The sequence below is a fragment of the Rhizobium sullae genome (assembly GCF_900169785.1).
GTDB classification, from domain to species: Bacteria; Pseudomonadota; Alphaproteobacteria; order Rhizobiales; family Rhizobiaceae; genus Rhizobium; species Rhizobium sullae.
Genome location: NZ_FWER01000001.1, coordinates 104,419 through 129,247 on the forward strand (window position 1 = coordinate 104,419; position 24,829 = coordinate 129,247).

Below are 24,829 nucleotides of genomic sequence, written 5' to 3' on the forward strand. Positions count from 1 at the left end.
TTCGGAAGCGACCCGCCTTTTTGCTTATTGGAAGACAGCGTTAGGATTATCCAGGCTGTCGGAACCTTCAAGCTGAACCGTACCCAGATCGAGTGCGGCAATAACGCGTTGGATCGACTTGGTCTGGTCGATGAGGCCGTCGATGGCGGCCTGAACGGCGGCGTTGCCATCCTTGTTGCCTTCGGCGATCATCTGGTCGTATTTCTCGACCGTCTCGCCGCGCTTTGCCATGGCGTTCATCGCATCAAGCGTCGTCTTCAGCTTTCCCGCCACCTCGGCATCAAGCGCCTTGTCCTTGGCGACAACGAGATCGTGCAGTGATGCGCCGGTCAGTTTCGTTCCGTCGACGCGGGTGTAATCCCCGGTGTAAGCGGCGGCGATGCCGACCGCATCGTTAAGGTGCGAGTTATAGGTGTTGTCAGAGAAGCAATCATGCTCCTCTTCCGGATCGTGCAGCAAAAGGCCAAGCTTCATGCGCTCGCCGGCGAGTTCGCCGTAGGAAAGTGAGCCCATGCCGGTCAGGATCGCGACGAGGCCGGCCTTCGGATCAGCTTCGACGTTCTTCGTCGCAGCACCGTCAGCCGTCCAATTGTCGGTCATTTCCTGCAGGTCGGAGACGAGCAGCGTGGAGGCCGACTTCAAATACTCGGCACGCCGGTCGCAATTGCCATGCGTGCAATTCTTGAGGTCGTAGTCCGTTGCCGGGCGGTCGCCCGACCCAGGACCCGTACCGTTCAGGTCCTGGCCCCAGAGCAGGAATTCAATAGCATGGTAGCCGGTCGCGACATTGGCTTCGACACCGCCTGCTTCCTGCAACGTGCCGGACAGGAACTCCGGCGTCAGCTTTGAAGCGTCGACATCCTTGCCGTCGATCTTGATCGTCTTGTTGGCGATGACGTTTGCGACAAAGAGTGCGTTTTCGTCGCTCTCCGTGCCGTAGGACGCATCGACGTAATCGATCAGACCCTCATCGAGCGGCCAGGCGTTGACCTTGCCTTCCCAGTCATCGACGATCGCATTGCCGAAGCGGTAGACTTCCGTCTGCTGATAGGGAACACGGGCCGCAAGCCACGCATCCTTGGCGGCCTTCAGCGTCTCGTCGTTCGGCGCCTTCAGGAAGGCATCGATCGCCTTATCGAGCGCCTTCGCGGTGATCAGCGAATCTTCGTACTTGGCATGGGCCACTTCGGCATAATGCTTCACGACGGCGGCAGCGTCGGTGTCTGCGAGGGCCGCGGCGGGAAATAGAGGGGCTACCGCCAGCGCCAATGCTGCGCAGAAATTCTTGTTGAGCTTCATGATCCTCTCCTGTGACGGATATCCGTCTGAAATCACCCAAATCTCTTCGCGCAAAAGAAAACCAGTGTCAAACACTCTAGTTTGGAATGATTTTAAGGATGGAATTTGTCTGAAAGCGCGTGATTAGAAAGGACTTTGCTTGGAAAAAGGCAGAAGGTTGATCTATTAGTGTGCAATTGCTCAATTTCTGATCTGGATCCCCCGCGTGCGCCATCACATCAGGCATTTCATCCATCGTCACGAACAAAAAGGCGAGACTCATCACCATCTGAAATCCGGCATAGGCGCGATGGTGGGTATGCTTTCCGTTGGAGCGTTGACGATCGAGACGGGCATTCCGCTGCTGATTGCACCCTTCGGCGCAAGTGCTGTCCTGCTTTTCGGCCAGCCGCAGAGCCCCCTTGCTCAACCGGCAAACGTCATCGGCGGCTATCTGCTGGCGGCGCTGATTGCTGGTCTGGCCGCCTTCTTCTTTCCGGGCATCTGGTGGGCTGGGGCAGTCGCGGTCGGTCTTGCGATTGCCGGCATGCTGCTGTTGCGGATCACGCATCCACCGGCGGGTGCGGTGCCGCTTGTGGCGTTCGGCTCGCATCTCGGTGGACTGACGCTCTTTACCGTCGTTTTCCTGGGCGGCGTCCTGCTGGTGGCGATTGCCGTCGTGCACCACTTTATCCCACCGCGCCTTCAATATCCGCTGCGTGCGCCGGAGGCGCCTTAAGCTTTCCGCTGCATCCGGCAGAAGAAAAAGCCGTCCGTATCAGTCGATGCCGGTGTCAGCGTAACCGTTTCACCGTCTGACGAACGCGGGCGCGGTGCATCCTTGCCGAACAGATCGTTCCAGGCAGGCAGGGCGCTTGCGATCGCGAATTCCGGATTTTCCGTGGTGAAGCGACGGACCTGCGCCTCATTCTCCTGCGGCAACACGGAACAGGTGACGTAAATCAATTCACCGCCGGGGCGAACGAAGGCGCTTGCCTGTTTCAGCGCATCCTGCTGCTGGCTGGTGCGTTCATCGAGATTTTTCGCCGTCAGCCGCCATTTGGTATCCGGGCGGCGGCGCCAGGTGCCGGTGCCGGTGCAGGGTGCATCGACCAGCACCTTGTCGCAGCGAGCGCGCAGGCTCGAAAGCGCCTTCGCATCGTCGTGCACTTGAACATTGCGCGTACCGGCGCGCCTCAGACGCTCGATGATCGGCGCGAGGCGTTTGCGGTCGGCGTCATAAGCATGGATCTGGCCTTTGTTGTGCATCGCTGCCGCCATGGCCAGGGTCTTGCCGCCACCTCCGGCGCAATAGTCGAGCACCTGCTCGCCATCTTTCGGCAGCACCAGATCGGCAACGATCTGCGATCCCTCATCTTGAACTTCGAACCAGCCTTTTTGAAAGGAAAGCTCAGCCGTGACATTCGGAAGCCGCGAGGCGCCTTCACCGGCAGGAATCCGGATGCCGTACCGCGCGATCTTCGCTTCATGCGCGCCGGCTCTTTCAAGCGCCTTGACCGCCTTTTCGCGGCTGGCCTTCAGGATGTTGGCTCGCAGGTCGAGCGTCGGGCGGGAGGCGAGTGCTTGCGCTTCGGCAAGCCAGCTGTCGCCGAATGCCATCTCGAAGGAGCTTTGTACCCACTCGGGAATATCAGCCTGGGCATGGGGAGGCGCGGAGGAAAGAGCCCGGCTCTGGAAGGCTGCGAGCGCTGCATCGGGCAGAGAAGGCGGCGCGAACTTGTCGTCGGAAAGTTCGGCGGCAAGCGCTTCCGGCGTGAACCGCCATTGACGGAACATGACGGCATAGGCAATCGCCAGCGGGCTGTCATCATCCATCAGAAACGAATGCGAAAGCCGCATGCGCAAAGCATCATAAACGATGTTGCCGATTGCGGCGCGATCGCCGGACCCTGCGAAGCGATGCGCGAGGCCCCAGTCCTTCAGCGCGTCGGCGACAGGTCTTTTGCGCTGATCGATATCAGCAAGAACCGAAATCGCCCCCTCGAGGCGGCCGCCCAAACGCATTCACAAAACTCCTGTTGCCACGAACATGTAAACGATCCGCGGGAAGCGTGACTGACGCTGCGGATAATTTCACAAGTCTCAACCGCGTGGTAACCGCGATTGACGGCAAGAGCAAGCGCCGTCGGGCGCTGGTAGCGGACGCCTTAGCTGGCGGCGACGACTTCGTAGCAGACCTTGGCAGTACCGGAGCGGACCATACCGATGTTCTGTGCGGCGGCGCGCGAAAGGTCGAGAACACGGCCGCGGATGAACGGGCCACGGTCATTGACGCGAACGATGACGCTACGGCCATTGTTGCGGTTGGTGACTCTAAGCTTGGTGCCGAACCGAAGCGAACGGTGAGCGGCAGTCAAAACGGCAGGATTCATACGTTCGCCGGAAGCTGTTTTGGAATGCAGTGCGTACCACGAAGCGCCGCCACATCCGGCTGCAGCAAATCCTTCGGCAGGAAGGATGAAAGAACTAGCTGCAATAGCTGCGACAATGACTATAGAACGGCTGATATTCTTCAAAACGGATTACCCCTCAACTATTGAATTGCGCCTTTACGGGCGGCGGGGCTTAAATCCGGCGAAAAGTGGCAAAAAAGTGCCGCCGATTATCACGGAATGTTACAAGCTGTAACACTTGTGAGTCCGGTGGAATTCGAGTGGAAAAAGTTCGACTGCCGGAAAAGTGGAAAAAAGATAAGAGAATCAGGTAAAATTAGAACAAATTTTTCTGCCGCAACGCGTCGTGACGCTTTGTTAAAAAAGTAACAAAAATAATTTTCCGATCCCGCCACAATTGACGCCTCATTTGCGCAAATTTAGAGGCCATTAACCATAATACGAGCGAAAATCAGATCGCAAAAATTCCGAAGTAGGAATTTTCTACTCATTTCGAATGGTGCTGGGATCGCGTGTTCGGGTTAACCGCGCCACCGTCCGCTCTGCCACAATTGTGCAAGCGACATCGGGTAATTCGGGAAGGAAAAGGTGTAGCCCGCGGCTTTCAATTTGGCATTCGAAACGCGCTTATTTTCGCCGTAGAAGGAGCGTGCCATCGGCGTCAGCTCGGCGGTTTCGAAGGGCTGTTCCGGAGGTGGCTCAACACCCATCAGCCGCGCTGCTTCGACGATGACATCCTGGGGCGGGCCAGGCAGGTCATCCGTCACATTATATATGCCACCAAGGGACCGGTCCGCGAGGTAGCGCGCCGACGCGCCGATATCCTCAACGCGGATGCGATTGAAAACCTGATCCTTCTTGATCAGGCGCCGGGCCGTGCCTCGGTCGAGATTGATGAACGCATTGCGGCCCGGGCCGTAGATGCCCGACAGCCGCAGTACGGCAGCCGGAATACCGAGCTCCCTGCCAAGCGCCAGCCACGCATCCTCCGCCTCGAGCCTTTCCTTCGATCGCCCGGAAACAGGGACGCAGACCGTCTCTTCGCTGACCCACGCACCCTTGTGGTCGCCGTAAACGCCAACAGTGGAAAGATAGCCGATCCACTGCAGCGCCGGCATCATCTTGCCGAGCTCGCCGCCTGCGAGATTGATCAGCGGGTCCCCGGCTTCCCGCGGAGCGATCGACTGGACAAGGTGTGTGACGCTTCGCATGGCCTCAAGCAAGGCGTCGCTGATGATCTCGCCGTCGAAAATGAAGGCTTCGATCCCTTGGCTGCGGAGCAGGTCAGCCTTGTCAGCCGATCGGGTTGTGCCGGAAATGCGGACGCTTGCGGCCGAGAAAGCCTTGGCAATCGCCGTGCCGGAATAGCCACAGCCGAAAATCATCACATGCATCACACCACTCCCGCCAATTGCCATTCCGCACGCACGTCAGCGTCCGACTCATCCGGCCTTTGTGCCGCAAAGGCGGCGAATTCGCCAGGCTCCATCAATCGCGAAAGCGCCCAGATTGCCATGGCGCGAACAACTGGAGACGCATCGGCCGCCAACCGCCGGCATTGACCGATAAGGCCGCGATCGCCGGAATTTCCGGCGGCGATCAGCACGTTGCGGATAAAGCGGTTCCTGCCGATGCGCTTGACCGGAGAGCCACTGAAGAAGATCCGGAAAGCCGCGTCATCCAGCGTCAGAAGAAAGGCGATCGACGGCTCTTTCAGGTCTTTGCGCGCCTGCAGCTTCATTTCGGATGCCGAGGCAGCAAACTTGTTCCATGGACAAGCGGCAAGACAGTCGTCGCAACCATAGATACGATTGCCGATCAGCGGCCGGAATTCGGGATCGATCGGGCCTTTGTGCTCGATCGTCAGGTACGAGATGCAGCGCCGCGCGTCGATCTGATACGGCGCTGGGAACGCATTGGTCGGACAGGCATCGAGACAAGCGCGGCAGGAGCCGCAATGATCGATCTCAGCGCCATCTACATTGAGATCGGCTGTCGTGAACATCGAGCCGAGGAAGAGCCATGAACCATGGCTGCGGCTGACCAGATTGGTATGCTTGCCCTGCCAGCCGAGACCTGCTGCGGCGGCGAGCGGCTTTTCCATCACAGGTGCCGTGTCGACAAAGACTTTGACGTCGACGCCTGCCCGTGCCGCAAAGCGGGTCGCGATCTCCTTGAGCCGTCCCTTGATGACGTCGTGATAGTCGCGATTGCGTGCATAGACGGAGATTGCCGCCTTGTCCGGCTTTTCAAGAATCTGGCGCGGGTCTTCCTCGGGGCCGTAATTGAGGCCGAAGACAACGATGGACTTCACATCGCTCCAGAGCGTGCGAGGATCGCCACGGCGATCGCGCGTTTCCGCCATCCATTCCATCGTGCCGTGACGTCCGGCATCGATGAATTCGCCAAGCCGTTCCTTCGCTTCGGGTATCGAATCGGGCCGCGTGATGCGACAGAGATCAAAGCCGAGTGCTGCCGCCTCGGCATGAACAAAGGCGGTCAAATTGTCGCGGCGCTTGCGTTCCTTATCGTCTGTCATCCGTTCGGGCATCGAAAGCCCTCTTCAGAAATCCAGGTCTGCGTAGTGAGAGACCGGTGTCAGTCCACGCACCCGCTCCGTCAGCAGCGGGCGGAAGGATGGCCGTGATTTCATGCGCTGATACCAATCCTTGGCGATCGGCGATTCAGTCCAATCGATCTCGCCGAGATAGTCGAGGATCGAGAGCGAAGCGGCCGCCGCAAGGTCGGCATAGCTCATGCGGTCTCCTGCCAGCCACTGCCGCGAACCGGCAAGCCAGGTCAGGTATTTCATATGCTGGCGGATATTAGCACGCGCCGTGCGCAGGATTTTTGAATCCGGTGCACCGCCGCCCTGATCTGCGCTCATCTGCAACTTATACACGCGCTCCCGTGCCAGAGGCCGGGTTACATCCGTCTCCATCTTCTGCATGAACCACTCACCGAGGCGGCGGATCTCCGCGCGCTGGAAAGGATCTTCCGCAAGAAGACGCCTGTCGCGCTTCAGCACGCCGTGCGTTTCATCGAGATATTCCGAAATGACGGCCGCCCCGCAAAGCGCGCGCATACTGTCGTCCACATAGACCGGCAAGGTACCGGCGGGGTTGAGCGCCAGAAAGTCGCGCCGCTTTTCCCAGGTTTGCTCTTCAATAAGATCCGCCTGAAAGCCATACTCGCTCAGAATCAGCCGCACGAAGCGTGAAGCGGATGACATAGGATGATGATAAAGCGTCGGCATCGATACCCGAATTGTTGATTTGTCGCGGCATGCTCGGGGGCATTCATACTCATAGCGCCCTAGTCATGACTCATTCGTTGCAGCTATAGGAGCTTGGCCCCTTCAATACAAGCAAATCGGGTCCCACCCCGTCTCACAAGGGATAAAACATGGCTGATATCTTCAGTGCGCTCATTCTCGGCCTTATCGAGGGCCTCACGGAATTCATACCGGTCTCTTCGACAGCCCATGTCCTGCTGGCAGGCCACTTCCTGGGCTTTCGGTCCCCGGGCAATACATTTGTCGTTCTCATCCAGCTCGGCGCAATCCTTGCAATCCTTCTCGTCTATTTCAAGCGACTGCTGAGCCTTGCCCTTGCTTTGCCGCGCAGTGCGCGGGCGCGGCATTTCGTCCTTGCCGTTCTTTTTGGCTTTCTGCCGGCAGCCGTTATCGGCGCCATTGCGCATGACTTCATCAAGAACGTGCTTTTCGAAACACCGATGCTGATCTGCGTGGTCCTCATTCTCGGCGGCCTCGTCCTCCTTGCCGTCGACAAGATCCAGTTCAAGCCCAAATATCATGATGTGACGGAGTTTTCGCTGCCGATGGCCGTGAAGATAGGTTTCTTCCAGTGCCTGGCAATGATCCCGGGGACATCCCGCTCTGGCGCCACGATTGTGGGCGCATTGCTGATGGGCGCCGACAAGCGTTCCGCAGCAGAATTCTCGTTCTTTCTGGCCATGCCGACGATGGTCGGCGCCTTTGCGCTGGACCTCTACGAAAACCGCAATGTGCTGAGCTTTGATGACGGAATGCTCATCGTCGTCGGCTTCGTGGCGGCTTTCGTCTCGGCGCTCTTCGTTGTTCGCGCGCTGCTCAATTTCGTCTCGATCCGCGGCTATGCGCCCTTCGCTTGGTGGCGAATCTTCATCGGCGCGGCAGGCCTGATCGGCTTGACGTTGTTCGGCTGATTTTCAGGGAGTTGACATCCGGGGCGGCTCCGGAAAGAGCCGGCCTTTGCCCTCAGTGGTTGAGGGAGGCGGTGGAGCAGGGATCGATGCCATAAGCCGGCGCGCAACCGCCCTTCACCGCTGCGACCGAGCCGGGCGCAATGAAGGAGCCTGCGAGGATAACCAGTGCCGCACACGCAAATAGAAGCGCGATTGACTTGCCCATCGATAAAGCCTTTCAAAGTCGATTTAGCGCGCCGCAAAAGGCGCTGAGTCCATCTCAGGACGCGCGGGGTGTGTAGTCAGTGGAGTAGCAAATAGCAATAAATGTTCCTGCTAAATGTGGCGTTAATTTCACTAATTTTTTGATGCGTCTTTTATGCAACGCCCTTTTGGCGTGGCGCCATGGACAACACGCTAAACTTGCGCCGGATTTGTCTGAAAGACGCAAAATGAAAAACACCGCCCGTGGATAAACACAAGCGGTGTTCAACTGTTGCCGTCGTTCCTCAGGCTGCTTTTCCCGAACCAGTGTACTGGCCATGCGGGCGATAATGCACCAGATAGGACGGCAGTACGGAGGCCAGCATTGTCGGCGTAACTCCGAGGGCCTTCAGCGTGTGGCCATCCGCTTCGGCCTTCGTTGAAACGATATTGTCGCGCTTCAACAGGCGAACCTGATCGGCCGTGATCGGGGGCTTAATGAAGGGAACGAGCGACGCGACGCTGCCGATTAGCGAGGCGATGCTGAAGGGAATGGAAACCAGCCGGTTCTTGCGGGCGGTAATCTTCAGCATGACCTGAAGACATTCGCGGAAGGTCAGCACTTCCGGACCACCGAGTTCATAGATCGCCCCGCCCGCAGCCTTACCCTCGATGGCACGTGCTACGGCTTCTGCCACGTCTTCCACGTAGACCGGCTGCAGCTTCGTCTTGCCACCGCCGATGAGCGGCAGAACCGGCGAAAGACGGGCCATCTCCGCAAATTTGTTGAAGAAGCCGTCTTCCGGCCCGAAAACGATCGACGGGCGGAAGATCACAGCGTCCTTCTTGATCGAAAAAATTGCCGCCTCCGCGCGCCCCTTGGTGCGGGCATAGCTGGAATCCGAATTCGCGTCGGCGCCGATTGCCGAAATATGGATGAGCTTCGCGCCGGAGGCACGGGCGGCTTCAGCGACAGCACGCGCACCGAACTCCTGGACCGCATCGAAGGTGTTGCGGCCGGTCTCGAAGAGCACGCCGACACAGTTGATGACGAAGTCCGCACCCTCGACGGCTCGATCGACCGAGTTGCGATAGCGCAGGTTAGCCTGAACGAACGAAATCTGGCCGACATTGCCAAGTGGCTGCAGGAAACCTGCAAGATCCGGGCGACGCACTGCGACGCGAATTCGATAGCCGCGCTTTGCGAGCGCACCCACGATATGCCTGCCGATAAAGCCGGAACCTCCGAACACAGTCACGAGCGGCGGCAGGTTAGCAAGGGTCATGGCAGGTTCCTCGAAAGGCTTGGATGGATGCGTTGGTCGGCACTCGTATTAACCGAAACCCGGCGCGGCGGAAAGATCCCATCGCGCTCGAGTTTTGCGGATGCGAAGAGTGCTCAGACGCCTTCCACGACGACCATTTCCGCGTCGGCGGCTTCCTGGCGGATCTTGGCGGCGATCTGGTATTCCGGTGAATTATAGCACTCGACCGCGTGCTTCATCGAAGGAAATTCAATGACGACGTTTCGGGCGCGCGACTTGCCTTCGAGTTCGGTGATTGCGCCGCCGCGGGCGAGGAAGTTTGCACCGTATTTCTCAAAGGCCGGCTTGGCTGCCGCGACATAATCCTTGTAGCGCTCGGAATCGCGGACATCGACGCGCGCGATCCAGTATCCCTTTGCCATGGTCTTCCTCCTGTTGCCGGTCGAAATTGCGGGACGGGCAACGCGACCCATATCCTTCGTCAGGCGTCAGAGAGCGGTTTCCATTTCGGCAAGAATGCCACGCGCCGCCTCCTTCGGATCGGGCGCCTTGACGATCGGCCGTGCGACGACGAGGTGGCTCGAGCCAGCCTTCAGTGCATCGGCCGGGGTCATCACCCGCTTCTGATCGCCCTTTTCGCTGCCTACCGGGCGGATGCCGGGGGTGACGATCGCCATGTCAGGTCCGACGATTTTCCGAACGGCGGCGGATTCTTCGGCGGAGCAGACGACGCCGCCCATCCCGGCGAGCAGCGCCTGTTCGGCGCGGCGCAGCACCAGCGTATGCGGGTCGTATTCGTAACCTGCGGCGATCAGATCCTGCTCGTCCATGGAGGTGAGAACGGTCACGCCAAGCAGGCAGAGGTCCGAGCCTTTTGCAGCCTCCACAGCAGCCTTCATCGCCTTGGGATAGGCATGCAGCGTCAGCATCGACATGCCCATTTTCACGATATTCTCGACGCCGGAAGCGACCGTGTTGTCGATATCGAGCAACTTCATGTCTAGGAAGATCTTCTTGCCGTCCTGCGCAAGATCGCACGCGAATTCCAGGCCACCGGCAAAGACGAGCTGATAGCCGATCTTGTAGAAGAGAATGTCGTCGCCGAGCGTCGAAACGATCTTTTCCGCCTCGCCAAGTGTCGGAACATCCAGCCCGACGATCAGCCGCTCGCGTGCGTTCATCTCACATCCATCCCTGCCAGTTTTCCATGGGCGTCCAGTCGCATGATAAGCGCCGGTCCGCAAGACTGAAACAATAGAGGTTGCCGCCGCCGGGCGGCTGATCGCGATCGCGCGCGATGGCGCGGCTCTCAAGATGGCATTTCAGCAGCGTGCCGACGCCACCATGCCCAACAAAGGCGATCGGCTCGCGCGGATCGTGATCGACGAGAACGGTTTCGAAGGCCGAAACGATGCGGTGCTGCGCATCGGCGGCACGCTCCCAGCCCCTGAAACTGTTCTGCGGATGGGCGAAGAACCAGTCGGCCGCTTTTTCGAATTCCGGAGGCGGCAGGAAGCCGGTCGCGGAACGGTCGTTTTCGTGCATGCCGTCCCGGATTTCGATTGCCACGCCCGCCGCAGTAGCCAAGATTTCCGCGGTTTCGATTGCCTTCGTCTCATCGCTCGAAACAATACGGCGCAGTTGCCTCGCCCAAGCGCCTTCAGCCGCCTTGTGGGCGCGTGCCTCGCCGATCTCCGATAAACCCCATCTGGGCACCGGGACGTTCGGATCGATTTTCACTTGTGGGTGGGTGATATACAGCCCGTACATTTCAGCCGCGTCTGTAGATCCAGAGCTGGGCCGGCGGGATGTTGCGGACGATGAAATCGAAATGCTGGATGTGGTAACGCTCCGGCCGCGCGATGATCGGCGAGACGGGGCCATAAGAAATCTGCACGACCGGCCGACCGGCCGGAATACGGTCGAGCAAGCTTTCAAGAAGCGCAAAGCGCGCCTGCATCGGAAAGTTCAGGAGCGGGACAGCCGAAACGACGGAATCGAATGTCTGATCCTTGAGGTCGCCGAGCGTCTTGTCGAGGTCGAAGGCGTCGCCATTGATGAAGCGGACGCCGGGGTAGAGGCGCACGAGATGCTCGTAAAAGTCCGTCGAATATTCGATGGCGACAAGGCTCTCCGGCTTCACGCCGCGCCCGAGGATCGCCTTGGTAATGGCGCCCGTACCGGGGCCGAGTTCAAGAACCGGAAGCCCTGAATTCAGGTTGATGACGCTCGCCATCTTGCGGGCGGTGATGGAGGAGGTCGGGACGATGGAGCCGACAGTCTTCGGCCCCTGCATCATGCCCTTGAAGAAGCGGATCTCCTCATCGAACTTCTTGCCGAGCCGTTCTTTCAGCCGCAACGCCATGCCGTCCTCCACGAATAATGCACCAAACCGCCAGCTCTCTATTTGCAATCCTCTGGCGCAAAAACAAGACCAAACGTCGCAATCGGCAAACTTTGCACGGCAAATGATACGCGCGTTTACACGCGCATCGGCATCAGAACGTAAAGTGCATCGTCGCCAGCGGTATCGCGAATAAGCGTCGGCGAGCCCGCATCGGCCAGCAGGAAAATCGCCTGATCGCCGGAAAGCTGCGCCGTGATGTCGAGCAGATATTTGGCATTGAAGCCGATTTCCATGGCATCCGTATCGTAACCGACGGCGACTTCCTCTGTCGCGCTGCCGGAATCCGGATTGTTGACGGTGAGCAAAAGCTGGCCGTCGGAAAGTGCGAGCTTCACGGCGCGGCCGCGCTCGGAAGAAATCGTCGACACGCGATCGACAGCCTGGGCGAACGTCGAGCAATCGACGCGCATTTCCTTGTCGTTGCCGGTGGGGATCACACGCTGGTAATCCGGGAAGGTTCCGTCGATGAGCTTGGAGGTCATGACGATCGAGCCGATGCTGAGGCGGATTTTGGCATCCGAGACTTCGACCGTGACCACCGCATCGGGATTGTCGATGAGTTTCTGCAGTTCGCCGACCGTCTTGCGCGGAATGATGATGCCCGGCATGCCTTCGGAGCCGGAAGGCGCCTTCACGTCGGCGCGCGCAAGGCGGTGGCCATCCGTCGCTACGGCGCGCAACTTAAGATCCCCGTCGCTTTCGATCGTGTGCAAGAAGATGCCGTTCAGATAGTAGCGCGTTTCTTCGGTCGAGATCGCAAACTGCGTGCGGTCGATCAGCATCTTGAGATCGGCCGCCTTCAGCTTGAAGGAATGCGTGAAGGTGCCGGCGGTGAGGTCCGGGAAATCGGATTCCGGCAGGCACTGCAGCGAGAATTTCGAGCGGCCGGACTGGACAGCCATGGAGCCGCCATCCGTCGATGTCGCCAATAGAACTTCCGAACCGTCTGGCAGTTTGCGCACGATGTCGTAAAGAAGATGCGCCGGAACCGTCGTGGCGCCGCCCTGCTCGACATTGGCGGGCGTGGCTTCAGTCACTTCGAGGTCGAGATCCGTCGCCTTCATGTCAAGGTTCTGGCCATCTGCGCGCAGCAGGATATTGGACAGGATCGGAATCGTGTTGCGACGTTCGACCACGCGGTGAACGTGGTTCAGCGACTTCAAAAGGTTTGACCGCTCAATAGTTATACGCATGGGATGCTACCGCTTTCGACCGTTACTGCCCGGCACGCAAGACGCGCCGAAAGATGCTGTCCGGCTCCGGGCCGGAGGAGTGGACAGGCAAAATGGCAGAACTTTACCGGCGAATGCAAGGGGTGCGAGACACGGCAGCGCTGCAATTGCCATTTTCCGGCATGGATGCTCACAGAAATCCAAGCATCCGCAGAAAACATTGTGGCGAAACCTCATGGAATCACGTGGCCTTCGTTCGCAAAATCGGCCGCCCGAGCTTCATTTTCGCTGTAAAGGGGTCTAAGTCTGGCATCTTCAGAGAGTCGATTTCAGGAGGTAGCCAGCCATGACGTTCATGCCCCAGAGTCAGAATTCCGTCGATCCGATCAAGCTGGAGAAACTCGCGGAGGTCGCTGTCAATGTCGGCTTGCAACTTCAGAGGGAGCAAGATCTGGTGATTACTGCTCCAGTTGTCGCGATGCCGCTGGTTCGCCTGATCACCAAGCATGCCTATATGGCGGGTGCTGGTCTCGTCACGACGTTCTATTCCGACGAAGAGACGACGCTTGCCCGCTATCAATACGGCAGCGACGAAGGCTTCGACCGTGCCTCCGGCTGGCTCTACGAAGGTATGGCAAAGGCCTATCAAAATGGCGCGGCACGCCTCGCAATTGCCGGCGACAATCCAATGCTGCTTTCCGAACAGGATCCGAACAAGGTCGGCCGCGCGAACCGGGCGAATTCCACCGCCTATAAGCCGGCGCTCGAAAAGATCTCGAACTTCGACATCAACTGGAACATCGTTGCCTATCCGAACCCATCTTGGGCGAAGGTCGTATTTCCGGACGATCCGGAGCCGATTGCGGTCGCGAAACTGTCAAAGGCAATCTTTGCCGCCTCGCGCGTCGATCTCGACGATCCGGTCTCAGCGTGGAGGGAGCACAACGCGAACCTTGCCGCACGCTCATCCTGGCTGAACGGCCAGCGCTTCGCCGCGCTGCATTTCAAGGGACCGGGTACCGACCTGACCGTTGGCCTTGCCGACGGTCATGAGTGGCATGGCGGTGCCTCCGCCGCCAAGAACGGCGTCACGTGCAACCCGAATATCCCAACCGAAGAGGTCTTCACGACACCGCACGCGCTGCGCGTCGAGGGCCATGTCTCAAGCACCAAACCGCTCTCGCATCAAGGCACGCTGATCGACAAGATCCAGGTTCATTTCGAAGAGGGCCGGATTGTCGAGGCCAAGGCCTCGCGCGGCGCGGAGGTATTGAACAAGGTGCTCGATACCGACGAAGGCGCGCGGCGTCTCGGCGAAGTGGCGCTCGTACCGCATTCGTCGCCGATCTCGGCGAGCGGCATCCTGTTCTACAATACGCTTTTTGACGAAAACGCCTCGTGCCATATCGCGCTCGGCCAGTGCTACTCGAAGTGCTTCCTGGGTGGCGCGCAGCTCAGCCAGGATCAGATCAAGGCCCAGGGCGGCAATTCCAGCCTTATCCATATCGATTGGATGATCGGCTCCGACGAGGTGGATATCGACGGGGTCAAGCCGGACGGCTCGCGGGTTCCGGTAATGCGGCAGGGAGAATGGGCCTGACGGGCGCCATCGCCCTCTGGCTGACCCAAACGCTCGCCAGCACAAGCGCGAATCCGAAGAGCTGCGCGGGCGTCAAGCTTTGGCCGAGCGCCAGCCAGCCGAGAAGCGTCGCGACGAGCGGGCTTAGGAAGCCGAGCGACGCGGCCGCCGACGGCTCGATCTTCGACAGGCCACGGAACCACACGACGTAAGTGAAGGCGGCGCCGATCAATCCCAGATAGGCCATGCCAAGCACATTTGCCGCCGTCGGCACCGGAAGAGCCGGTTCGAACATCAGCGCGACCGGCACGAGCAAAAGCCCGCCGGCGGTCAATTGCCATGCCGTGAATGTGAGGTTCGAGACCGGCGGCGCCCAACGGCGCGTCAGCACCGCGCCGAAAGCCATCGAGACGGCGCCTGCGAGACCCGCGGCAACACCAATCGGATCAAGCGCAGCCTTGGGTGTTAACACCAGCAGTGCAACGCCAGCCATTCCGGCCAAACCTGCAAGGACGGCAAAAAGCTTGATCGGCTTGCCAAGAAAGACGCGCGATAGCGCGATGACGATCAGCGGCTGGACGGCTCCGACCGTTGCCGCAACGCCGCCCGGAAGCCGGTAAGCGGAGACGAAAAGCATTGCCCAGAAGAACGAGAAGTTCAGCGCGCCGAGGATGAAGACCCTGCCCCACCAGATGCCGCACGGCAAGCGGCGGACGGTGACAAGAAGCAAGAGACCCGCAGGCAAGGCGCGCAGCATTGCAACAGTCAGTGGATAGCCGGCAGGCAGGAACGCGGTCGTTACGAAATAGGTGCTGCCCCAGATGGCTGGAGCAATGGCCGTCGTCAGGACATCGGCTGCATAAGTGCTATTTTTCTTCATATCAAGAATCTCTACATCAAGATAATATTCAACATAGTGGTATTTATCTTGACGTCAAGACATCTTGTGCTATCGCTTGTTTATCGAAGTTGAGGAAGCGATGGACCGCGTCGATAAAATCCTGTCCCAATGGCAACGTGAGCGGCCAGACCTCGACGTCGAAGCGATGGGCATCCTGGGGCGCCTCAAGCGGCTGATGACGCATCTCGGACGCGAGGTTGAACAAGTGCTGCTGCAGCACGGTTTCTCGTCGTCCGCCTTCGACGTGCTCGCAACGCTTCGGCGTTCGGGAGCGCCCTATCGCCTCTCACCAGGCGATCTTCTGGCGATGACGATGGTGAGCTCCGGTACGATGACCAACCGCATCGACCAGCTCGAGAAAGCAGGTTTTGTCGAGCGCGTCCTCAATCCCGACGATCGGCGAAGCGTGCTGATTGCATTGACGGAGAAAGGGTTTGCAGCCGTCGAGACCGCGGTCGGTGCGCATGTCGCCAATCAGCAGCGGCTCGTCGAAAACCTCAGCGATGAAGACAAGGCAGCGCTCGACGCGCTGCTGCGCAAATTTCTCGCGAAATTCGAATAGTCAGATCGCGCTCAGCGCCTTGCGCACGCGATCAAGATGACCTTGGCGTTTGGCGGCGGTCGCGCGATCCATATCATGCAGGCTGAGCATGCGAAAATTGAGGCGCTTGGAGCAGAAGTTCGCGATGCCGCGCTTCAGCAGCCGGCGCACCGGATTGCCCATATAGAGATGAACCAGCCACCACGGCGAGCCCGTCGTCGTCAAAGCCCAAAGCAGCCTAATATTTGTCAGCTGCGGAACGATCCGCCCGCCGGCCGCATCGTGCGAGAAGGCAACACCGGGCGCGAAGACCCGATCGAAGAAGCCCTTGAGGATCGCCGGAAAGTTGAACCACCACTGCGGAAAGACAAGGATCAATCCATCGGCCGCCTTCAGCCGCTCCACGATCGTTGAGACGCTGGAGGCATCATAGGGGATATCGAAGTAGCCGCCACGCTCGGCCTTCGTGAGGCGAGGATCGAAATCCTCGGCATAGAGATCGAGCACATCAACCGCATGACCGGCTTCTGCCAGAGCTTCACCCGCAGTCTTTGCAACAGAGGCGGCAAAACTCTCTTCGAGCGGATGAGCAAGCACCAGGAGGATACGCATCGGTTGTCCTAGACTAGAATAGGCTGCCCTGCTTCGGCGGCGCGGTCGGCTGTTCCGGCTTCGGCGAGCGTTTCCTCGGCGGCGCACCGCCTTCGGTCGTCACGGCGCCGACGCGGCCGTCGGCAAACTCGATCGAAATGCCGCTGCCGGCTGAAAGTGCCGCGGCCTGCGATACCGGCCGGTTTTCATCGTCGCGGATGACTGCATAACCGCGCTTCAAGACGTTTTTATAGGAGAGCGACTGCAGCACGCGGTCCTGTGCCGAAAGCTCGCCCCTTGCCCGTGTCAACTGATGGCGGACAGCGGTATCGGCGTGACGGGACAAGTTTGCCAGATGGTCGCGCATGCGCGCCGTCTGTGTTTTCAAGCGCATGGGCAGGGAGGCAAACACGACATCGGCGCGGCCGACACGGGACTTAGAGCGATCGACCAATCGCTCCACCATGCGCTCCGCCCGCGTCATTCGCTCGGCAAGTATCTGGCGGTGCTCGGCAATGCGGTTAGAAAGCACGTCCGGCCTCAGATGCGAGGCAGTGCGCTCAAAGCTCCGGCGTTTATTGATGGTGTTGAGTTCCAACCCGCGGCCGAGGCCCGCCGCTGCCTCATCAAAGCGCCGGCGTGGCATCGCAAGCAGCTGATCGAGCGACGGCAGCGCCCGCACCAGCGAGCGAACCGCCTGCCGCCGGTGATCCATCTGGCGGCTTGTACAGCCTTGCAGACGAGCTGAAAGTGCCGAAACCTGCGCCTCCAGTTCGGCCTTGACGGGAACGGCCATTTCCGCAGCACCCGTCGGCGTCGGCGCACGCACATCGGCCGCATAATCGATCAGCGTCCAGTCCGTCTCGTGGCCAACCGCGGAGATAAGCGGAATTTCACTTTCAGCAGCGGCCCGCACGACGATCTCGTCGTTGAAGCTCCAGAGGTCTTCGAGGCTGCCGCCGCCGCGGGCGACGATCAGCACATCCGGCCTCGGCATTTCGCCGCCCGGCTGAAAGCCATTGAAACCGCGGATGGCATTCGCCACCTCCTCGCCGGAACCATCGCCCTGCACCTTGACGGGCCAGACGATAACATGGACGGGAAAACGATCAGAAATGCGGTGCAGGATATCGCGAATGACGGCGCCCGTCGGCGACGTGACGACGCCGATGACCTTCGGCATGAACGGCAGCCGCCTCTTGCGCGCCGCGTCAAAAAGACCTTCAGCACCAAGCTTGCGCTTGCGCTCCTCGATCAGCGCCATCAGCGCGCCGGCACCGGCTGGCTCCAGCGTTTCAATGACGATCTGGTACTTCGATGAGCCAGGGAAAGTCGTCACCTTGCCGGTGGCGATTACCTCCATGCCTTCTTCCGGCCGGAACTTCAGCCGCGAGAATGTGCCCTTCCAGATGACGGCGTCGATACGTGCGCGATCGTCCTTCAGCGAGAAATAGGCATGACCCGATGAATGCGGGCCGCGATAGCCGGAAATTTCGCCACGCACCCGCACCTGATCGAAGGCGGTTTCGACCGTGCGCTTGATCGATCCCGAAAGCTCGGAGACCGAATATTCCGTCAGGTTCGTGGGCGAATCGGTGTCGAAGACGTTGCTCATCCTTCCTTTCTAGCGAAAGCGGAGGGAAAGATCAGCCTTAGGCGTCAAGGATTTTGCAGAGCGGCCTGTCAATCCACCGGCTTGAAGAGATAGTATTCGACGCTCTTGGCTTTGGCGAAAGGGCGTAGGTAAGAGGGAATATTACCCTTCGCGAGCTGAGCGTAGAGCCCTTCCGATTTCAACTTCCGAAGCGCGGCGGTCAAGGGGTCGTCTTTGCAAAAGGCAAGCATAGTGACGCCGGCCCCGCGCAGGAAGGCTTCCGCCTCCTTTGGGTCGGAAAGACCGATATGAAGTTCGGTCAGCATGCCCTGCGGATTCCGGTGATACGGCGCGGTCAAAACGTGCTGGCCGGTGAACCGCAGGATTGGAACACCCATTTCCGAAGAAGCCGCGATCATGCCAACTGGTATGGTGTTGAGTGGCGCCACAGCGTCTCTGGACTTGCAGGAATTCGTTTCGTCATCCTCCTTCGCGGCATTTTGTTTTTCTGCCGGCGTCTTGCGCTGCATCTCGACAAAGCCACCCGCCACCGCCCACGCGGCCGGCACGCTCGCCAGCACGACCATGATATAGCAAAGAGCCGCAGCGATATTTTCCCGTTCGCCATTCGAAAACCGGCGCATATCGATAATCAGCAGCGCGAGCGGCAGGATTGAAATCATATTCGAGAAGGCGGCGCCCCGAACCTGCACAAGTGCAATCGCCCAACTCACACCCAGCAGGAGCAGCAGGATCAGATGAATCTCCACACGATCGCGATGAAAGATGCGGAAGACGCAGGTGCCGACACCAAGTAGACCAACGGCATAAAAGGCACCAAGCGAATAGGGCTCGGTACGCCCCATCGCAATGATCGACCGCGCCTCAGAAATACCGTTAAGCCATAGCTCGATCAGCATGGGATCGAGATCGTTCATTGGATTATGCAAGCATTGCGGCGCGATCACGAGCGCGGATACGGCGACAATAGCGCCAACACCAGCAAGAGCGACGAAACGCAGAGAACGCGACAGGTGGCTGGCGCAAACGGCCACGGCTAGGAGCAGCCCTCCGCCAATCGCGGAGAGACTGTAAAAGCCAAGCGAGAGGCTGTCGCAGGTTACAGTTGAATACAGCCTGGGGGAAATCGTACCGAAGAAGAAAATGCTGATGAAGAGCGCCATGGATAGACCGAAGGCTTTTGCCGCCGCCGCATAGATTTCCCCGTGCCAGGCCCAGGAAATCGCGACCGTGATGCAGACGGCCGCAACGACCGGTGTCGTTTCGGCGCCGATCGCAATTGCAAGAGCGGCACAGAATCCCGCGATGGTATAGCTCCAGGCGCTATATTTCTCATCGAGCAACATCGCAATCATCATGGCGACGAGGCAGAGTTGCACATTATGATGATCAATTGCGCCCGGCAGAAACCGGCCGCTTGTCATCACCATCAGAGCAGTCAGGCCCAGCGAAATGTGCATGGCCGCGATGCCGCCGATGCGGCGCGCGGCTATCGCCATCGCGAGCATCAGAGGGATAATGAGCGAAAGCGGCCAAACGGCAAGTGCAACAGTCTCGGCTTTTTCTGTCGACAGGAAGAGGCCGAAGAACCTGATCAGCGAGGCAAGCGGCAAGTCGACGAGTCGCGACCAATGCATCGGCGTTCCGGCGACGCCAAGCCGATACTGCATGAGATCGAACCAGCCTTGGCCAGCAAGCAGGTCGCGCGCCTCGACAAGCCGCATGCCGTCATCGTTGTCAGGGCCGACATAGTCCGTGGCATTCGGCAGCCTCATGGCTGCTATCGCCGCGATCAGCACACCGCTGTAGATCAGGACGGATGGCCAGAGACGCGTCAGCAAGGTTCGCAGCTTCGTCAGCGAAAATGCCGACGTGGCCCTGCCGGTTATCTCTGCAACATTCGTCATTGGGATATTGTCCATCTTGAACTCGACGGACTCTAGCCTTCGTGAATCAAGAAAGAGTAAAGCGCGCCAAAAGTAGCCACGGTCTCTGTCTGCGCTATAGCGTCTTATTAACAATGGATGCTTTAGACTGCTCGCCAACCAAGAACGGTGGGTAGGATCATGACGCGATTGCCGCCAGAGGGCTTGAATATTGCTGTGCTGCTACCTTGCTATAACGAAGCGGCAACGATCGGCGCAGTCGTCCGCGGTTTCAAAGCGGCACTGCCGCATGCCCAGATCCACGTCTACGACAACAATTCGACCGACGGGACCGCGCTCCACGCCATGCTCGCAGGCGCCGCCGTCGTTCGCGAGCGGCGTCAGGGCAAGGGTCATGTCGTGCGCCGCATGTTCGCCGATATCGACGCTGACATCTATCTGATGGCGGATGGCGACGGCACCTATGCGCCGGAAGACGGCGAAGAGCTGATCCGCACGCTGCTGACCGAACGCGCCGACATGGTGGTCGGAACGCGACGCGGCGTTCATGCGGACGCAGGACGCGACGGACATGCTTTCGGCAACCGCATCTTCAACATTCTCTATCGCACGATCTTCGGCCCTGACTTCACCGATATTTTCTCAGGCTACCGGGCCTTCTCGCGCCGTTTCGCCAAAAGCTTCCCAGCCGTTTCCGGCGGTTTCGAGATCGAGACCGAAATGTCCGTTCACGCGTCGCGGCTCAAGCTGCCGGTCGCCGAACTGGAACTCGACTACGGCCGGCGCCCGGAAGGCTCGCACTCGAAACTTTCAACCTTCAAGGATGGCGGCAAGATTCTCTGGATGTTTGCCATGCTGATGAAGGAAACACGGCCCTTTGCCTTCTTCGGGCTTATCAGCGCGTTCTTCATGCTCTCGAGCATGGGTTTCATGACGCCCGTGCTGGCGGAGTATTTCGAAACAGGCCTCGTCAACCGCATGCCGACATGGGTCCTCTCCATGGCGCTGATGATGATCTCGTTCATGGTCTTCACCGCCGGCCTGATCCTTGACTCCGTCGCCCGCTCGCGTGCCGAGCAGTTGCGCATCCATTACATCAACGTCGCCGCACTGAGTCAGGGTGCGATGCCGGAAAAACCCATCGACGCCGCACGAAGCGGCAAGACCGCCCGTATCGCTTGATTGCTTCTGCTCAAGGTGACGCCACTTCCATGAATAGAGAAACCACAAACCGCATCCGTTTCGTGCTGGAAGATATCCTACCGCCGTTTATCCGCGATTCAGGTGCTTTCCGCTGGGCTGCACAGCGCGTCTGGGGCGCCCATATCACCCATCTAGCGAACTTCCGCGAGCGCGCGCCATTCCTTTCGGAAAAAGAGTATGCCGAGCTTTACCGCAATCATCCCCGCGTTCACGAAGGCACTGACAATTCGGTAGCCTGCATCCGTCGCATCCTCGGATCGATCGAGGGCGAGACTGTCTGCGACATCGGGTGCGGCACCGGCGCGCTGCTCAGCCGCATTCAGTCGGCGCATCCGGAACTCCATCGCCTCACAGGCGTCGACTTCGTGATAGACGACGCGTCGCGCCTTTCCGGCATTGAATATGTCGCCGCCAAGGTCGAAACCCTCCCCTTTGCAGACGCGGAATTCGACACGGTCATCTGCACACATGTGATCGAGCATATTCTCGACTACCGGCGGGCGATCGCGGAACTGCGCCGGATTGCAAGACGCCGCCTCATCATCGTTGTGCCGCGTGAGCGCGAATACCGCTACACGTTCAACCCGCACTTCAACTTCTTCCCTTATACGCACTCCTTCCTGAGAGCTGTCCAACCGGTGCCTTCAGTCTACGTCTGCGAGGATATAGGCCGCGACATCTTCTATTCGGAAGAAAGAGGTGCAGCGGATTGAAGGACGGTTCGATGCTTTCCACTTTTTCAGCGAGCACGTGGATTGGCCTTATCGGCACGCCGCTGCTGATCGCCTCGGGTCAGGTGCTGTTCAAACTGACGAGCGCGACCGCAGGCGAACTCAATGTCCGCAATATCCTTGCGCTGCTTCTCAATCCCGTGCTGCTCGCAGCACTGCTCCTTTACGCCCTCGGAACGATTATCTGGATCTACGTCCTGAAAGCCGTCCCTCTGACGATTGCCTACTCCTTCATGGGGTTGACCTTCTGTTTCGTTCCTTTGCTAGCGCAGGTCTTTCTCGGAGAGGCTCTTACTGTACGCTACGTCATTGGCGCCATTTTCATCATAGCCGGCATGCTGGCGATCAATGGCTGACAGTTCTTCCAATCGAATTTTGTTGTTCCTGCGCTTTATCGCATTGCTGCTGCTCGGACTGATGATAGATGCGCTACTCTTCCATTTGCTGCTGAATGCGGCGTTTGGCCCGCTTCTCGCGCGGACACTGAGCCTTCTTGCAGCACTTGCCATTACGCTCGCATTGCTGCACCGCATCGATCTTAAAGCACGCAATCGATTGTCGACAGAACGCCCTGGCCTTGCCGCAATCCTAATAATCGCGGCAATTCTGAACCAAGGCCTCTACGCCACGCTCGTAACGGCATTGCCGTCTCTGCAGCCGTTGGCGGCGATGGCTCTCGCCTCCACCGCCACACTGTGCTTTGCAATTTTCGGCTACCTGCGGCTCGCGTTTCGCAAATAATCAAACTGGCTGCCAGCCGTCCCTCTCGCTGGCGCGGTAGATCGCGTCGATCACCTTCTGGTTCAGCTTCGAGCTTTCGAGCGTCACCACCTCTTCCTTCTCGCCCTTCGCAGCGCGGGCAAAAGCTTCAGCTTCGCGCCTATACTGGCGGCTGTCCTGGAAGCGGAAGATTGTCGACTCGTTGTGGCTGCGGTTGGCGAGTTCCAGTTCCTCCGGCCCCCAGCGGTCGGCGTTGAAGGGCGACTTCACCTCGATATAACCCTCGGTGCCGTGGAAGACCATGACCTGGCGGTTTGCCATCTGGGTGGATATGTAGAAACTCAGCTCGAAATCGCCGAAGTCGGCCTTCACGCTCGAATAAATATCGGTGCCGAATTCCGGGTCGCGTTCGGTGACGGCCTGGATGCGCACCGGTTCCTTGCCGGTCGAGAAGCGCGTGCTGATCGTCGGATAAACGCCGATATCGGGCAGGCCGCCGCCGCCGAGTGCGGGAATGTTGCGCATGTTGCCGGGATCGCGATTAAAATAGGTGAAGGCACCCTGGACATGGCGCAGCTTGCCGATCGCACCATCGGCTATCAGCGAGCGGACCTTTCGCCAGACCGGCGCATAGGTCACCATATAGGCTTCGGTAATCAGGACCTTATTGCGATCGCGCGCAGCAATGAGGCTGTCGATCTCGCCGGCATTGAGTGCGATCGGCTTTTCGCAAAGGACGTGCTTTCCAGCGTCTGCCGCCTTGATGGTCCATTCGACGTGCTGCGACGTCGGCAGCGGAATGTAGACGGCATCGATCACGTCGGAGGCGAGCATCTCCTCATAGGAACCGAAAGCATGCGGTACGGAAAAGCGGCTGGCCATCTCTCGGGCCTTTTTCAGGTCGCGGCTGGCAATTGCGGTGACGACGCAGTTTTCCGCGTCCTGAATGGCCGGAACGACGAGTTCACGGCCGATCTTTGCCGTCGAAATGATACCGAAACGGAGCATGGCTTAGCCTCCCAGAGCTTGAATGGGCGCAACCTTATTCAGGGGTGGCGAGCGACGCAATGGCGCGCGCGCAAATCACGGAAGTTTGGTTTTCCTCTGCCGGAACCTGCGTTAGTTTACTCCCCGCGGCGCTCTGTCGCATCCGCACTTTCAATCAAATCAGCATTTTAGGAGAACGCCATGAAGATGCGCAGGCTTGGAAAAACAGGTCTTTCAATCTCGCCTATCGTCTTCGGCGGCAATGTCTTCGGATGGACCGCCGACCAGAAAACGTCTTTTGATATTCTCGATTCATTCTTCGACGCGGGTCTCAACACTATCGATACGGCCGACGTTTATTCATCCTGGGTGCCCGGCAACAAGGGCGGCGATTCAGAGGAGATCATCGGCAAGTGGCTGAAGAACGGAAAGGTTTCCCGCGACAGGGCGGTCATCATCACCAAGGTCGGCTCCGACATGGGCCAAGGCAGGACGCTGAAAGAGCAATATATCCTGAAGGCCGTGGAGGATTCGCTTAGGCGCCTAGGGACGGATTACATCGACCTCTACCTCTCGCATTGGCCAGACGAAAATACGCCTTATGAAGAAACGCTCGGCGCCTTTGCCAAGCTGAAAAAGCAGGGCAAGATCCGAGCGATCGGTTGCTCTAATCTTGATGCCGGCCAGCTTCAGGCATCCTTCGATGCCGCGGAGAAGGCTGGCGTTCCTCGCTACGATGTGCTGCAGCCCGAATATAATCTCTATGAGCGCTCCAGCTTCGAAGGGCGGCTTGCCGATCTTTGCGTCAAGGAAGATATCGGCGTCATCACCTATTTCAGCCTCGCAGCCGGCTTTCTCACCGGCAAGTACCGCAGCAAAGCCGATACGAAGGGCAAGGCCCGCGAGGACCGGGTCTCGAAATATCTCGACGACAAGGGCATGCGCATTCTTGCCGCACTTGATCAGATTTCCGCCGAGACGGGTGCAACACCTGCAGAGATCTCGCTCGCCTGGCTGCTCAACAAGAAAGGCGTGACGGCACCGATCGCCAGTGCTACGAGCACCTCTCAGCTCGACAGCCTTGTAAAAGCGGCTGAACTGGAGCTTTCCGACGAAGCAATGAGACTGCTCGACCGAGCTGGCTCCTGAG

General features: G+C 59.1%; 27 protein-coding genes. 9 read left to right on the forward strand and 18 right to left on the reverse strand.

Annotation, left to right across the window (positions count from 1 at the left end; genetic code table 11):
• Positions 1 to 24 precede the first annotated feature (24 nt).
• Complete coding sequence (locus BN1800_RS00550; protein WP_086993476.1) at positions 25 to 1,299, reverse strand: imelysin family protein; 1,275 nt, start codon at positions 1,297 to 1,299, stop codon at positions 25 to 27.
• A 205-nt stretch (positions 1,300 to 1,504) separates the two neighbouring features.
• Here BN1800_RS00550 and BN1800_RS00555 point away from each other — a divergent pair, with 205 nt between their 5' ends.
• Entirely contained in the window at positions 1,505 to 2,017 is a 513-nt protein-coding gene (locus tag BN1800_RS00555) for an HPP family protein (RefSeq protein ID WP_027510606.1), read from the forward strand.
• Here BN1800_RS00555 and BN1800_RS00560 read toward each other — a convergent pair.
• The 5 genes from BN1800_RS00560 to BN1800_RS00580 form a co-directional block, all read right to left on the reverse strand.
• Positions 2,014 to 3,303, reverse strand: coding sequence for an RsmB/NOP family class I SAM-dependent RNA methyltransferase (locus tag BN1800_RS00560; RefSeq protein WP_086993478.1), 1,290 nt, complete (start codon positions 3,301 to 3,303; stop codon positions 2,014 to 2,016). The two genes, BN1800_RS00555 and BN1800_RS00560, sit on opposite strands and share 4 nt — an antisense overlap.
• A 143-nt stretch (positions 3,304 to 3,446) precedes the next feature.
• A complete protein-coding gene (locus BN1800_RS00565) occupies positions 3,447 to 3,815 on the reverse strand; it encodes a septal ring lytic transglycosylase RlpA family protein (protein ID WP_027510604.1) in 369 nt (122 codons plus the stop codon).
• A gap of 398 nt (positions 3,816 to 4,213) precedes the next feature.
• A complete protein-coding gene (locus BN1800_RS00570; protein WP_086993480.1) occupies positions 4,214 to 5,086 on the reverse strand; it encodes an SDR family oxidoreductase in 873 nt (290 codons plus the stop codon).
• The gene (queG, locus tag BN1800_RS00575; RefSeq protein ID WP_086993482.1) at positions 5,086 to 6,243 is read right to left on the reverse strand and encodes a tRNA epoxyqueuosine(34) reductase QueG; all 1,158 of its coding nucleotides are present in this window, start codon (positions 6,241 to 6,243) and stop codon (positions 5,086 to 5,088) included. The genes BN1800_RS00570 and queG overlap by 1 nt, the downstream gene beginning before the upstream one ends.
• 12 nt (positions 6,244 to 6,255) lie before the next feature.
• Positions 6,256 to 6,948: a glutathione S-transferase family protein gene (locus tag BN1800_RS00580; RefSeq protein WP_027510601.1), complete on the reverse strand. Its 693-nt coding sequence runs from the start codon at positions 6,946 to 6,948 to the stop codon at positions 6,256 to 6,258.
• A gap of 149 nt (positions 6,949 to 7,097) precedes the next feature.
• On the opposite strand from BN1800_RS00580, the gene BN1800_RS00585 reads away from it, so the two are divergent.
• Entirely contained in the window at positions 7,098 to 7,898 is an 801-nt protein-coding gene (locus BN1800_RS00585) for an undecaprenyl-diphosphate phosphatase (RefSeq protein ID WP_086993484.1), read from the forward strand.
• A gap of 52 nt (positions 7,899 to 7,950) precedes the next feature.
• Here BN1800_RS00585 and BN1800_RS41210 read toward each other — a convergent pair whose 3' ends face one another.
• The 7 genes from BN1800_RS41210 to dnaN all read right to left on the reverse strand — a co-directional run bounded on the left by BN1800_RS41210 (position 7,951) and on the right by dnaN (position 12,946).
• Entirely contained in the window at positions 7,951 to 8,103 is a 153-nt protein-coding gene (locus tag BN1800_RS41210; RefSeq protein ID WP_027510599.1) for a hypothetical protein, read from the reverse strand.
• Between the two features lie 283 nt (positions 8,104 to 8,386).
• On the reverse strand, positions 8,387 to 9,367 hold the full coding sequence (locus BN1800_RS00595; RefSeq protein WP_086993486.1) for a complex I NDUFA9 subunit family protein: 981 nt from the start codon (positions 9,365 to 9,367) through the stop codon (positions 8,387 to 8,389).
• A gap of 113 nt (positions 9,368 to 9,480) precedes the next feature.
• Positions 9,481 to 9,768 carry a DUF1330 domain-containing protein gene (locus BN1800_RS00600; RefSeq protein ID WP_027510597.1) on the reverse strand — a complete coding sequence of 96 codons (288 nt, stop codon included), beginning with the start codon at positions 9,766 to 9,768 and terminating at the stop codon, positions 9,481 to 9,483.
• Positions 9,769 to 9,834: 66 nt separating this feature from the next.
• Positions 9,835 to 10,527: an orotidine-5'-phosphate decarboxylase gene (gene pyrF / locus BN1800_RS00605; RefSeq protein WP_086993488.1), complete on the reverse strand. Its 693-nt coding sequence runs from the start codon at positions 10,525 to 10,527 to the stop codon at positions 9,835 to 9,837.
• Position 10,528: 1 nt separating this feature from the next.
• A complete protein-coding gene (locus BN1800_RS00610) occupies positions 10,529 to 11,116 on the reverse strand; it encodes a histidine phosphatase family protein (RefSeq protein WP_086993490.1) in 588 nt (195 codons plus the stop codon).
• 1 nt (position 11,117) lies between these two features.
• The gene (gene pmtA, locus BN1800_RS00615; RefSeq protein ID WP_086993492.1) at positions 11,118 to 11,711 is read right to left on the reverse strand and encodes a phospholipid N-methyltransferase PmtA; all 594 of its coding nucleotides are present in this window, start codon (positions 11,709 to 11,711) and stop codon (positions 11,118 to 11,120) included.
• Between the two features lie 116 nt (positions 11,712 to 11,827).
• The gene (dnaN, locus tag BN1800_RS00620; RefSeq protein WP_027510593.1) at positions 11,828 to 12,946 is read right to left on the reverse strand and encodes a DNA polymerase III subunit beta; all 1,119 of its coding nucleotides are present in this window, start codon (positions 12,944 to 12,946) and stop codon (positions 11,828 to 11,830) included.
• Between the two features lie 325 nt (positions 12,947 to 13,271).
• Here dnaN and BN1800_RS00625 point away from each other — a divergent pair, with 325 nt between their 5' ends.
• Positions 13,272 to 14,525, forward strand: coding sequence for an aminopeptidase (locus tag BN1800_RS00625; protein WP_027510592.1), 1,254 nt, complete (start codon positions 13,272 to 13,274; stop codon positions 14,523 to 14,525).
• On the opposite strand, the gene BN1800_RS00630 is transcribed toward BN1800_RS00625, so the two are convergent.
• Complete coding sequence (locus tag BN1800_RS00630; protein WP_086993494.1) at positions 14,473 to 15,384, reverse strand: EamA family transporter; 912 nt, start codon at positions 15,382 to 15,384, stop codon at positions 14,473 to 14,475. The two genes, BN1800_RS00625 and BN1800_RS00630, sit on opposite strands and share 53 nt — an antisense overlap.
• Positions 15,385 to 15,484: 100 nt before the next feature.
• Between BN1800_RS00630 and BN1800_RS00635 the strand changes: the two genes are divergently transcribed.
• Positions 15,485 to 15,967: a MarR family winged helix-turn-helix transcriptional regulator gene (locus BN1800_RS00635; RefSeq protein WP_086993496.1), complete on the forward strand. Its 483-nt coding sequence runs from the start codon at positions 15,485 to 15,487 to the stop codon at positions 15,965 to 15,967.
• Here BN1800_RS00635 and BN1800_RS00640 read toward each other — a convergent pair whose 3' ends face one another.
• The 3 genes from BN1800_RS00640 to BN1800_RS00650 all read right to left on the reverse strand — a co-directional run bounded on the left by BN1800_RS00640 (position 15,968) and on the right by BN1800_RS00650 (position 20,059).
• The gene (locus BN1800_RS00640) at positions 15,968 to 16,558 is read right to left on the reverse strand and encodes an NAD(P)H-dependent oxidoreductase (protein WP_086993498.1); all 591 of its coding nucleotides are present in this window, start codon (positions 16,556 to 16,558) and stop codon (positions 15,968 to 15,970) included.
• A 13-nt stretch (positions 16,559 to 16,571) separates the two neighbouring features.
• Entirely contained in the window at positions 16,572 to 18,152 is a 1,581-nt protein-coding gene (xseA, locus tag BN1800_RS00645; protein WP_086993500.1) for an exodeoxyribonuclease VII large subunit, read from the reverse strand.
• 68 nt (positions 18,153 to 18,220) lie between these two features.
• Entirely contained in the window at positions 18,221 to 20,059 is a 1,839-nt protein-coding gene (locus BN1800_RS00650; RefSeq protein WP_086993871.1) for a hypothetical protein, read from the reverse strand.
• Between the two features lie 159 nt (positions 20,060 to 20,218).
• Here BN1800_RS00650 and BN1800_RS00655 point away from each other — a divergent pair, with 159 nt between their 5' ends.
• From BN1800_RS00655 to BN1800_RS00670, 4 genes are read left to right on the forward strand one after another with little or no spacing between them, the layout of a single operon-like run.
• Positions 20,219 to 21,220: a glycosyltransferase gene (locus BN1800_RS00655; RefSeq protein WP_086993502.1), complete on the forward strand. Its 1,002-nt coding sequence runs from the start codon at positions 20,219 to 20,221 to the stop codon at positions 21,218 to 21,220.
• A gap of 29 nt (positions 21,221 to 21,249) precedes the next feature.
• Entirely contained in the window at positions 21,250 to 21,954 is a 705-nt protein-coding gene (locus tag BN1800_RS00660; RefSeq protein WP_086993504.1) for a class I SAM-dependent methyltransferase, read from the forward strand.
• An 11-nt stretch (positions 21,955 to 21,965) separates the two neighbouring features.
• Positions 21,966 to 22,328, forward strand: coding sequence for a DMT family transporter (locus tag BN1800_RS00665; protein WP_027510584.1), 363 nt, complete (start codon positions 21,966 to 21,968; stop codon positions 22,326 to 22,328).
• Complete coding sequence (locus tag BN1800_RS00670; protein WP_051336587.1) at positions 22,321 to 22,713, forward strand: hypothetical protein; 393 nt, start codon at positions 22,321 to 22,323, stop codon at positions 22,711 to 22,713. The genes BN1800_RS00665 and BN1800_RS00670 overlap by 8 nt, the downstream gene beginning before the upstream one ends.
• Here the strand turns inward: BN1800_RS00670 and BN1800_RS00675 are convergent, their stop codons facing one another.
• A complete protein-coding gene (locus BN1800_RS00675) occupies positions 22,714 to 23,700 on the reverse strand; it encodes a Gfo/Idh/MocA family protein (protein ID WP_027510582.1) in 987 nt (328 codons plus the stop codon).
• Positions 23,701 to 23,880: 180 nt separating this feature from the next.
• On the opposite strand from BN1800_RS00675, the gene BN1800_RS00680 reads away from it, so the two are divergent.
• Positions 23,881 to 24,828, forward strand: coding sequence for an aldo/keto reductase (locus tag BN1800_RS00680; protein WP_086993506.1), 948 nt, complete (start codon positions 23,881 to 23,883; stop codon positions 24,826 to 24,828).
• Position 24,829: the final 1 nt, after the last annotated feature.

Bases quoted from the DNA above. Each gene is read 5' to 3' on its own strand.
- BN1800_RS00595 (WP_086993486.1), bottom strand. From the start codon at position 9,367: ATGACCCTTGCTAACCTGCCGCCGCTCGTGACTGTGTTCGGAGGTTCC.
- BN1800_RS00650 (WP_086993871.1), bottom strand. From the start codon at position 20,059: ATGACGAATGTTGCAGAGATAACCGGCAGGGCCACGTCGGCATTTTCG.
- BN1800_RS00670 (WP_051336587.1), top strand. From the start codon at position 22,321: ATGGCTGACAGTTCTTCCAATCGAATTTTGTTGTTCCTGCGCTTTATC.
- dnaN (WP_027510593.1), bottom strand. From the start codon at position 12,946: ATGCGTATAACTATTGAGCGGTCAAACCTTTTGAAGTCGCTGAACCAC.
- BN1800_RS00660 (WP_086993504.1), top strand. From the start codon at position 21,250: ATGAATAGAGAAACCACAAACCGCATCCGTTTCGTGCTGGAAGATATC.
- xseA (WP_086993500.1), bottom strand. From the start codon at position 18,152: ATGAGCAACGTCTTCGACACCGATTCGCCCACGAACCTGACGGAATAT.
- pyrF (WP_086993488.1), bottom strand. From the start codon at position 10,527: ATGAACGCACGCGAGCGGCTGATCGTCGGGCTGGATGTTCCGACACTT.
- BN1800_RS00675 (WP_027510582.1), bottom strand. From the start codon at position 23,700: ATGCTCCGTTTCGGTATCATTTCGACGGCAAAGATCGGCCGTGAACTC.
- BN1800_RS00665 (WP_027510584.1), top strand. From the start codon at position 21,966: ATGCTTTCCACTTTTTCAGCGAGCACGTGGATTGGCCTTATCGGCACG.
- pmtA (WP_086993492.1), bottom strand. From the start codon at position 11,711: ATGGCGTTGCGGCTGAAAGAACGGCTCGGCAAGAAGTTCGATGAGGAG.
- BN1800_RS00610 (WP_086993490.1), bottom strand. From the start codon at position 11,116: ATGTACGGGCTGTATATCACCCACCCACAAGTGAAAATCGATCCGAAC.
- BN1800_RS41210 (WP_027510599.1), bottom strand. From the start codon at position 8,103: ATGGGCAAGTCAATCGCGCTTCTATTTGCGTGTGCGGCACTGGTTATC.
- BN1800_RS00560 (WP_086993478.1), bottom strand. From the start codon at position 3,303: ATGCGTTTGGGCGGCCGCCTCGAGGGGGCGATTTCGGTTCTTGCTGAT.
- BN1800_RS00600 (WP_027510597.1), bottom strand. From the start codon at position 9,768: ATGGCAAAGGGATACTGGATCGCGCGCGTCGATGTCCGCGATTCCGAG.
- BN1800_RS00570 (WP_086993480.1), bottom strand. From the start codon at position 5,086: ATGCATGTGATGATTTTCGGCTGTGGCTATTCCGGCACGGCGATTGCC.
- BN1800_RS00635 (WP_086993496.1), top strand. From the start codon at position 15,485: ATGGACCGCGTCGATAAAATCCTGTCCCAATGGCAACGTGAGCGGCCA.
- BN1800_RS00550 (WP_086993476.1), bottom strand. From the start codon at position 1,299: ATGAAGCTCAACAAGAATTTCTGCGCAGCATTGGCGCTGGCGGTAGCC.
- BN1800_RS00655 (WP_086993502.1), top strand. From the start codon at position 20,219: ATGACGCGATTGCCGCCAGAGGGCTTGAATATTGCTGTGCTGCTACCT.
- queG (WP_086993482.1), bottom strand. From the start codon at position 6,243: ATGCCCGAACGGATGACAGACGATAAGGAACGCAAGCGCCGCGACAAT.
- BN1800_RS00640 (WP_086993498.1), bottom strand. From the start codon at position 16,558: ATGCGTATCCTCCTGGTGCTTGCTCATCCGCTCGAAGAGAGTTTTGCC.
- BN1800_RS00680 (WP_086993506.1), top strand. From the start codon at position 23,881: ATGAAGATGCGCAGGCTTGGAAAAACAGGTCTTTCAATCTCGCCTATC.
- BN1800_RS00625 (WP_027510592.1), top strand. From the start codon at position 13,272: ATGACGTTCATGCCCCAGAGTCAGAATTCCGTCGATCCGATCAAGCTG.
- BN1800_RS00580 (WP_027510601.1), bottom strand. From the start codon at position 6,948: ATGCCGACGCTTTATCATCATCCTATGTCATCCGCTTCACGCTTCGTG.
- BN1800_RS00585 (WP_086993484.1), top strand. From the start codon at position 7,098: ATGGCTGATATCTTCAGTGCGCTCATTCTCGGCCTTATCGAGGGCCTC.
- BN1800_RS00630 (WP_086993494.1), bottom strand. From the start codon at position 15,384: ATGAAGAAAAATAGCACTTATGCAGCCGATGTCCTGACGACGGCCATT.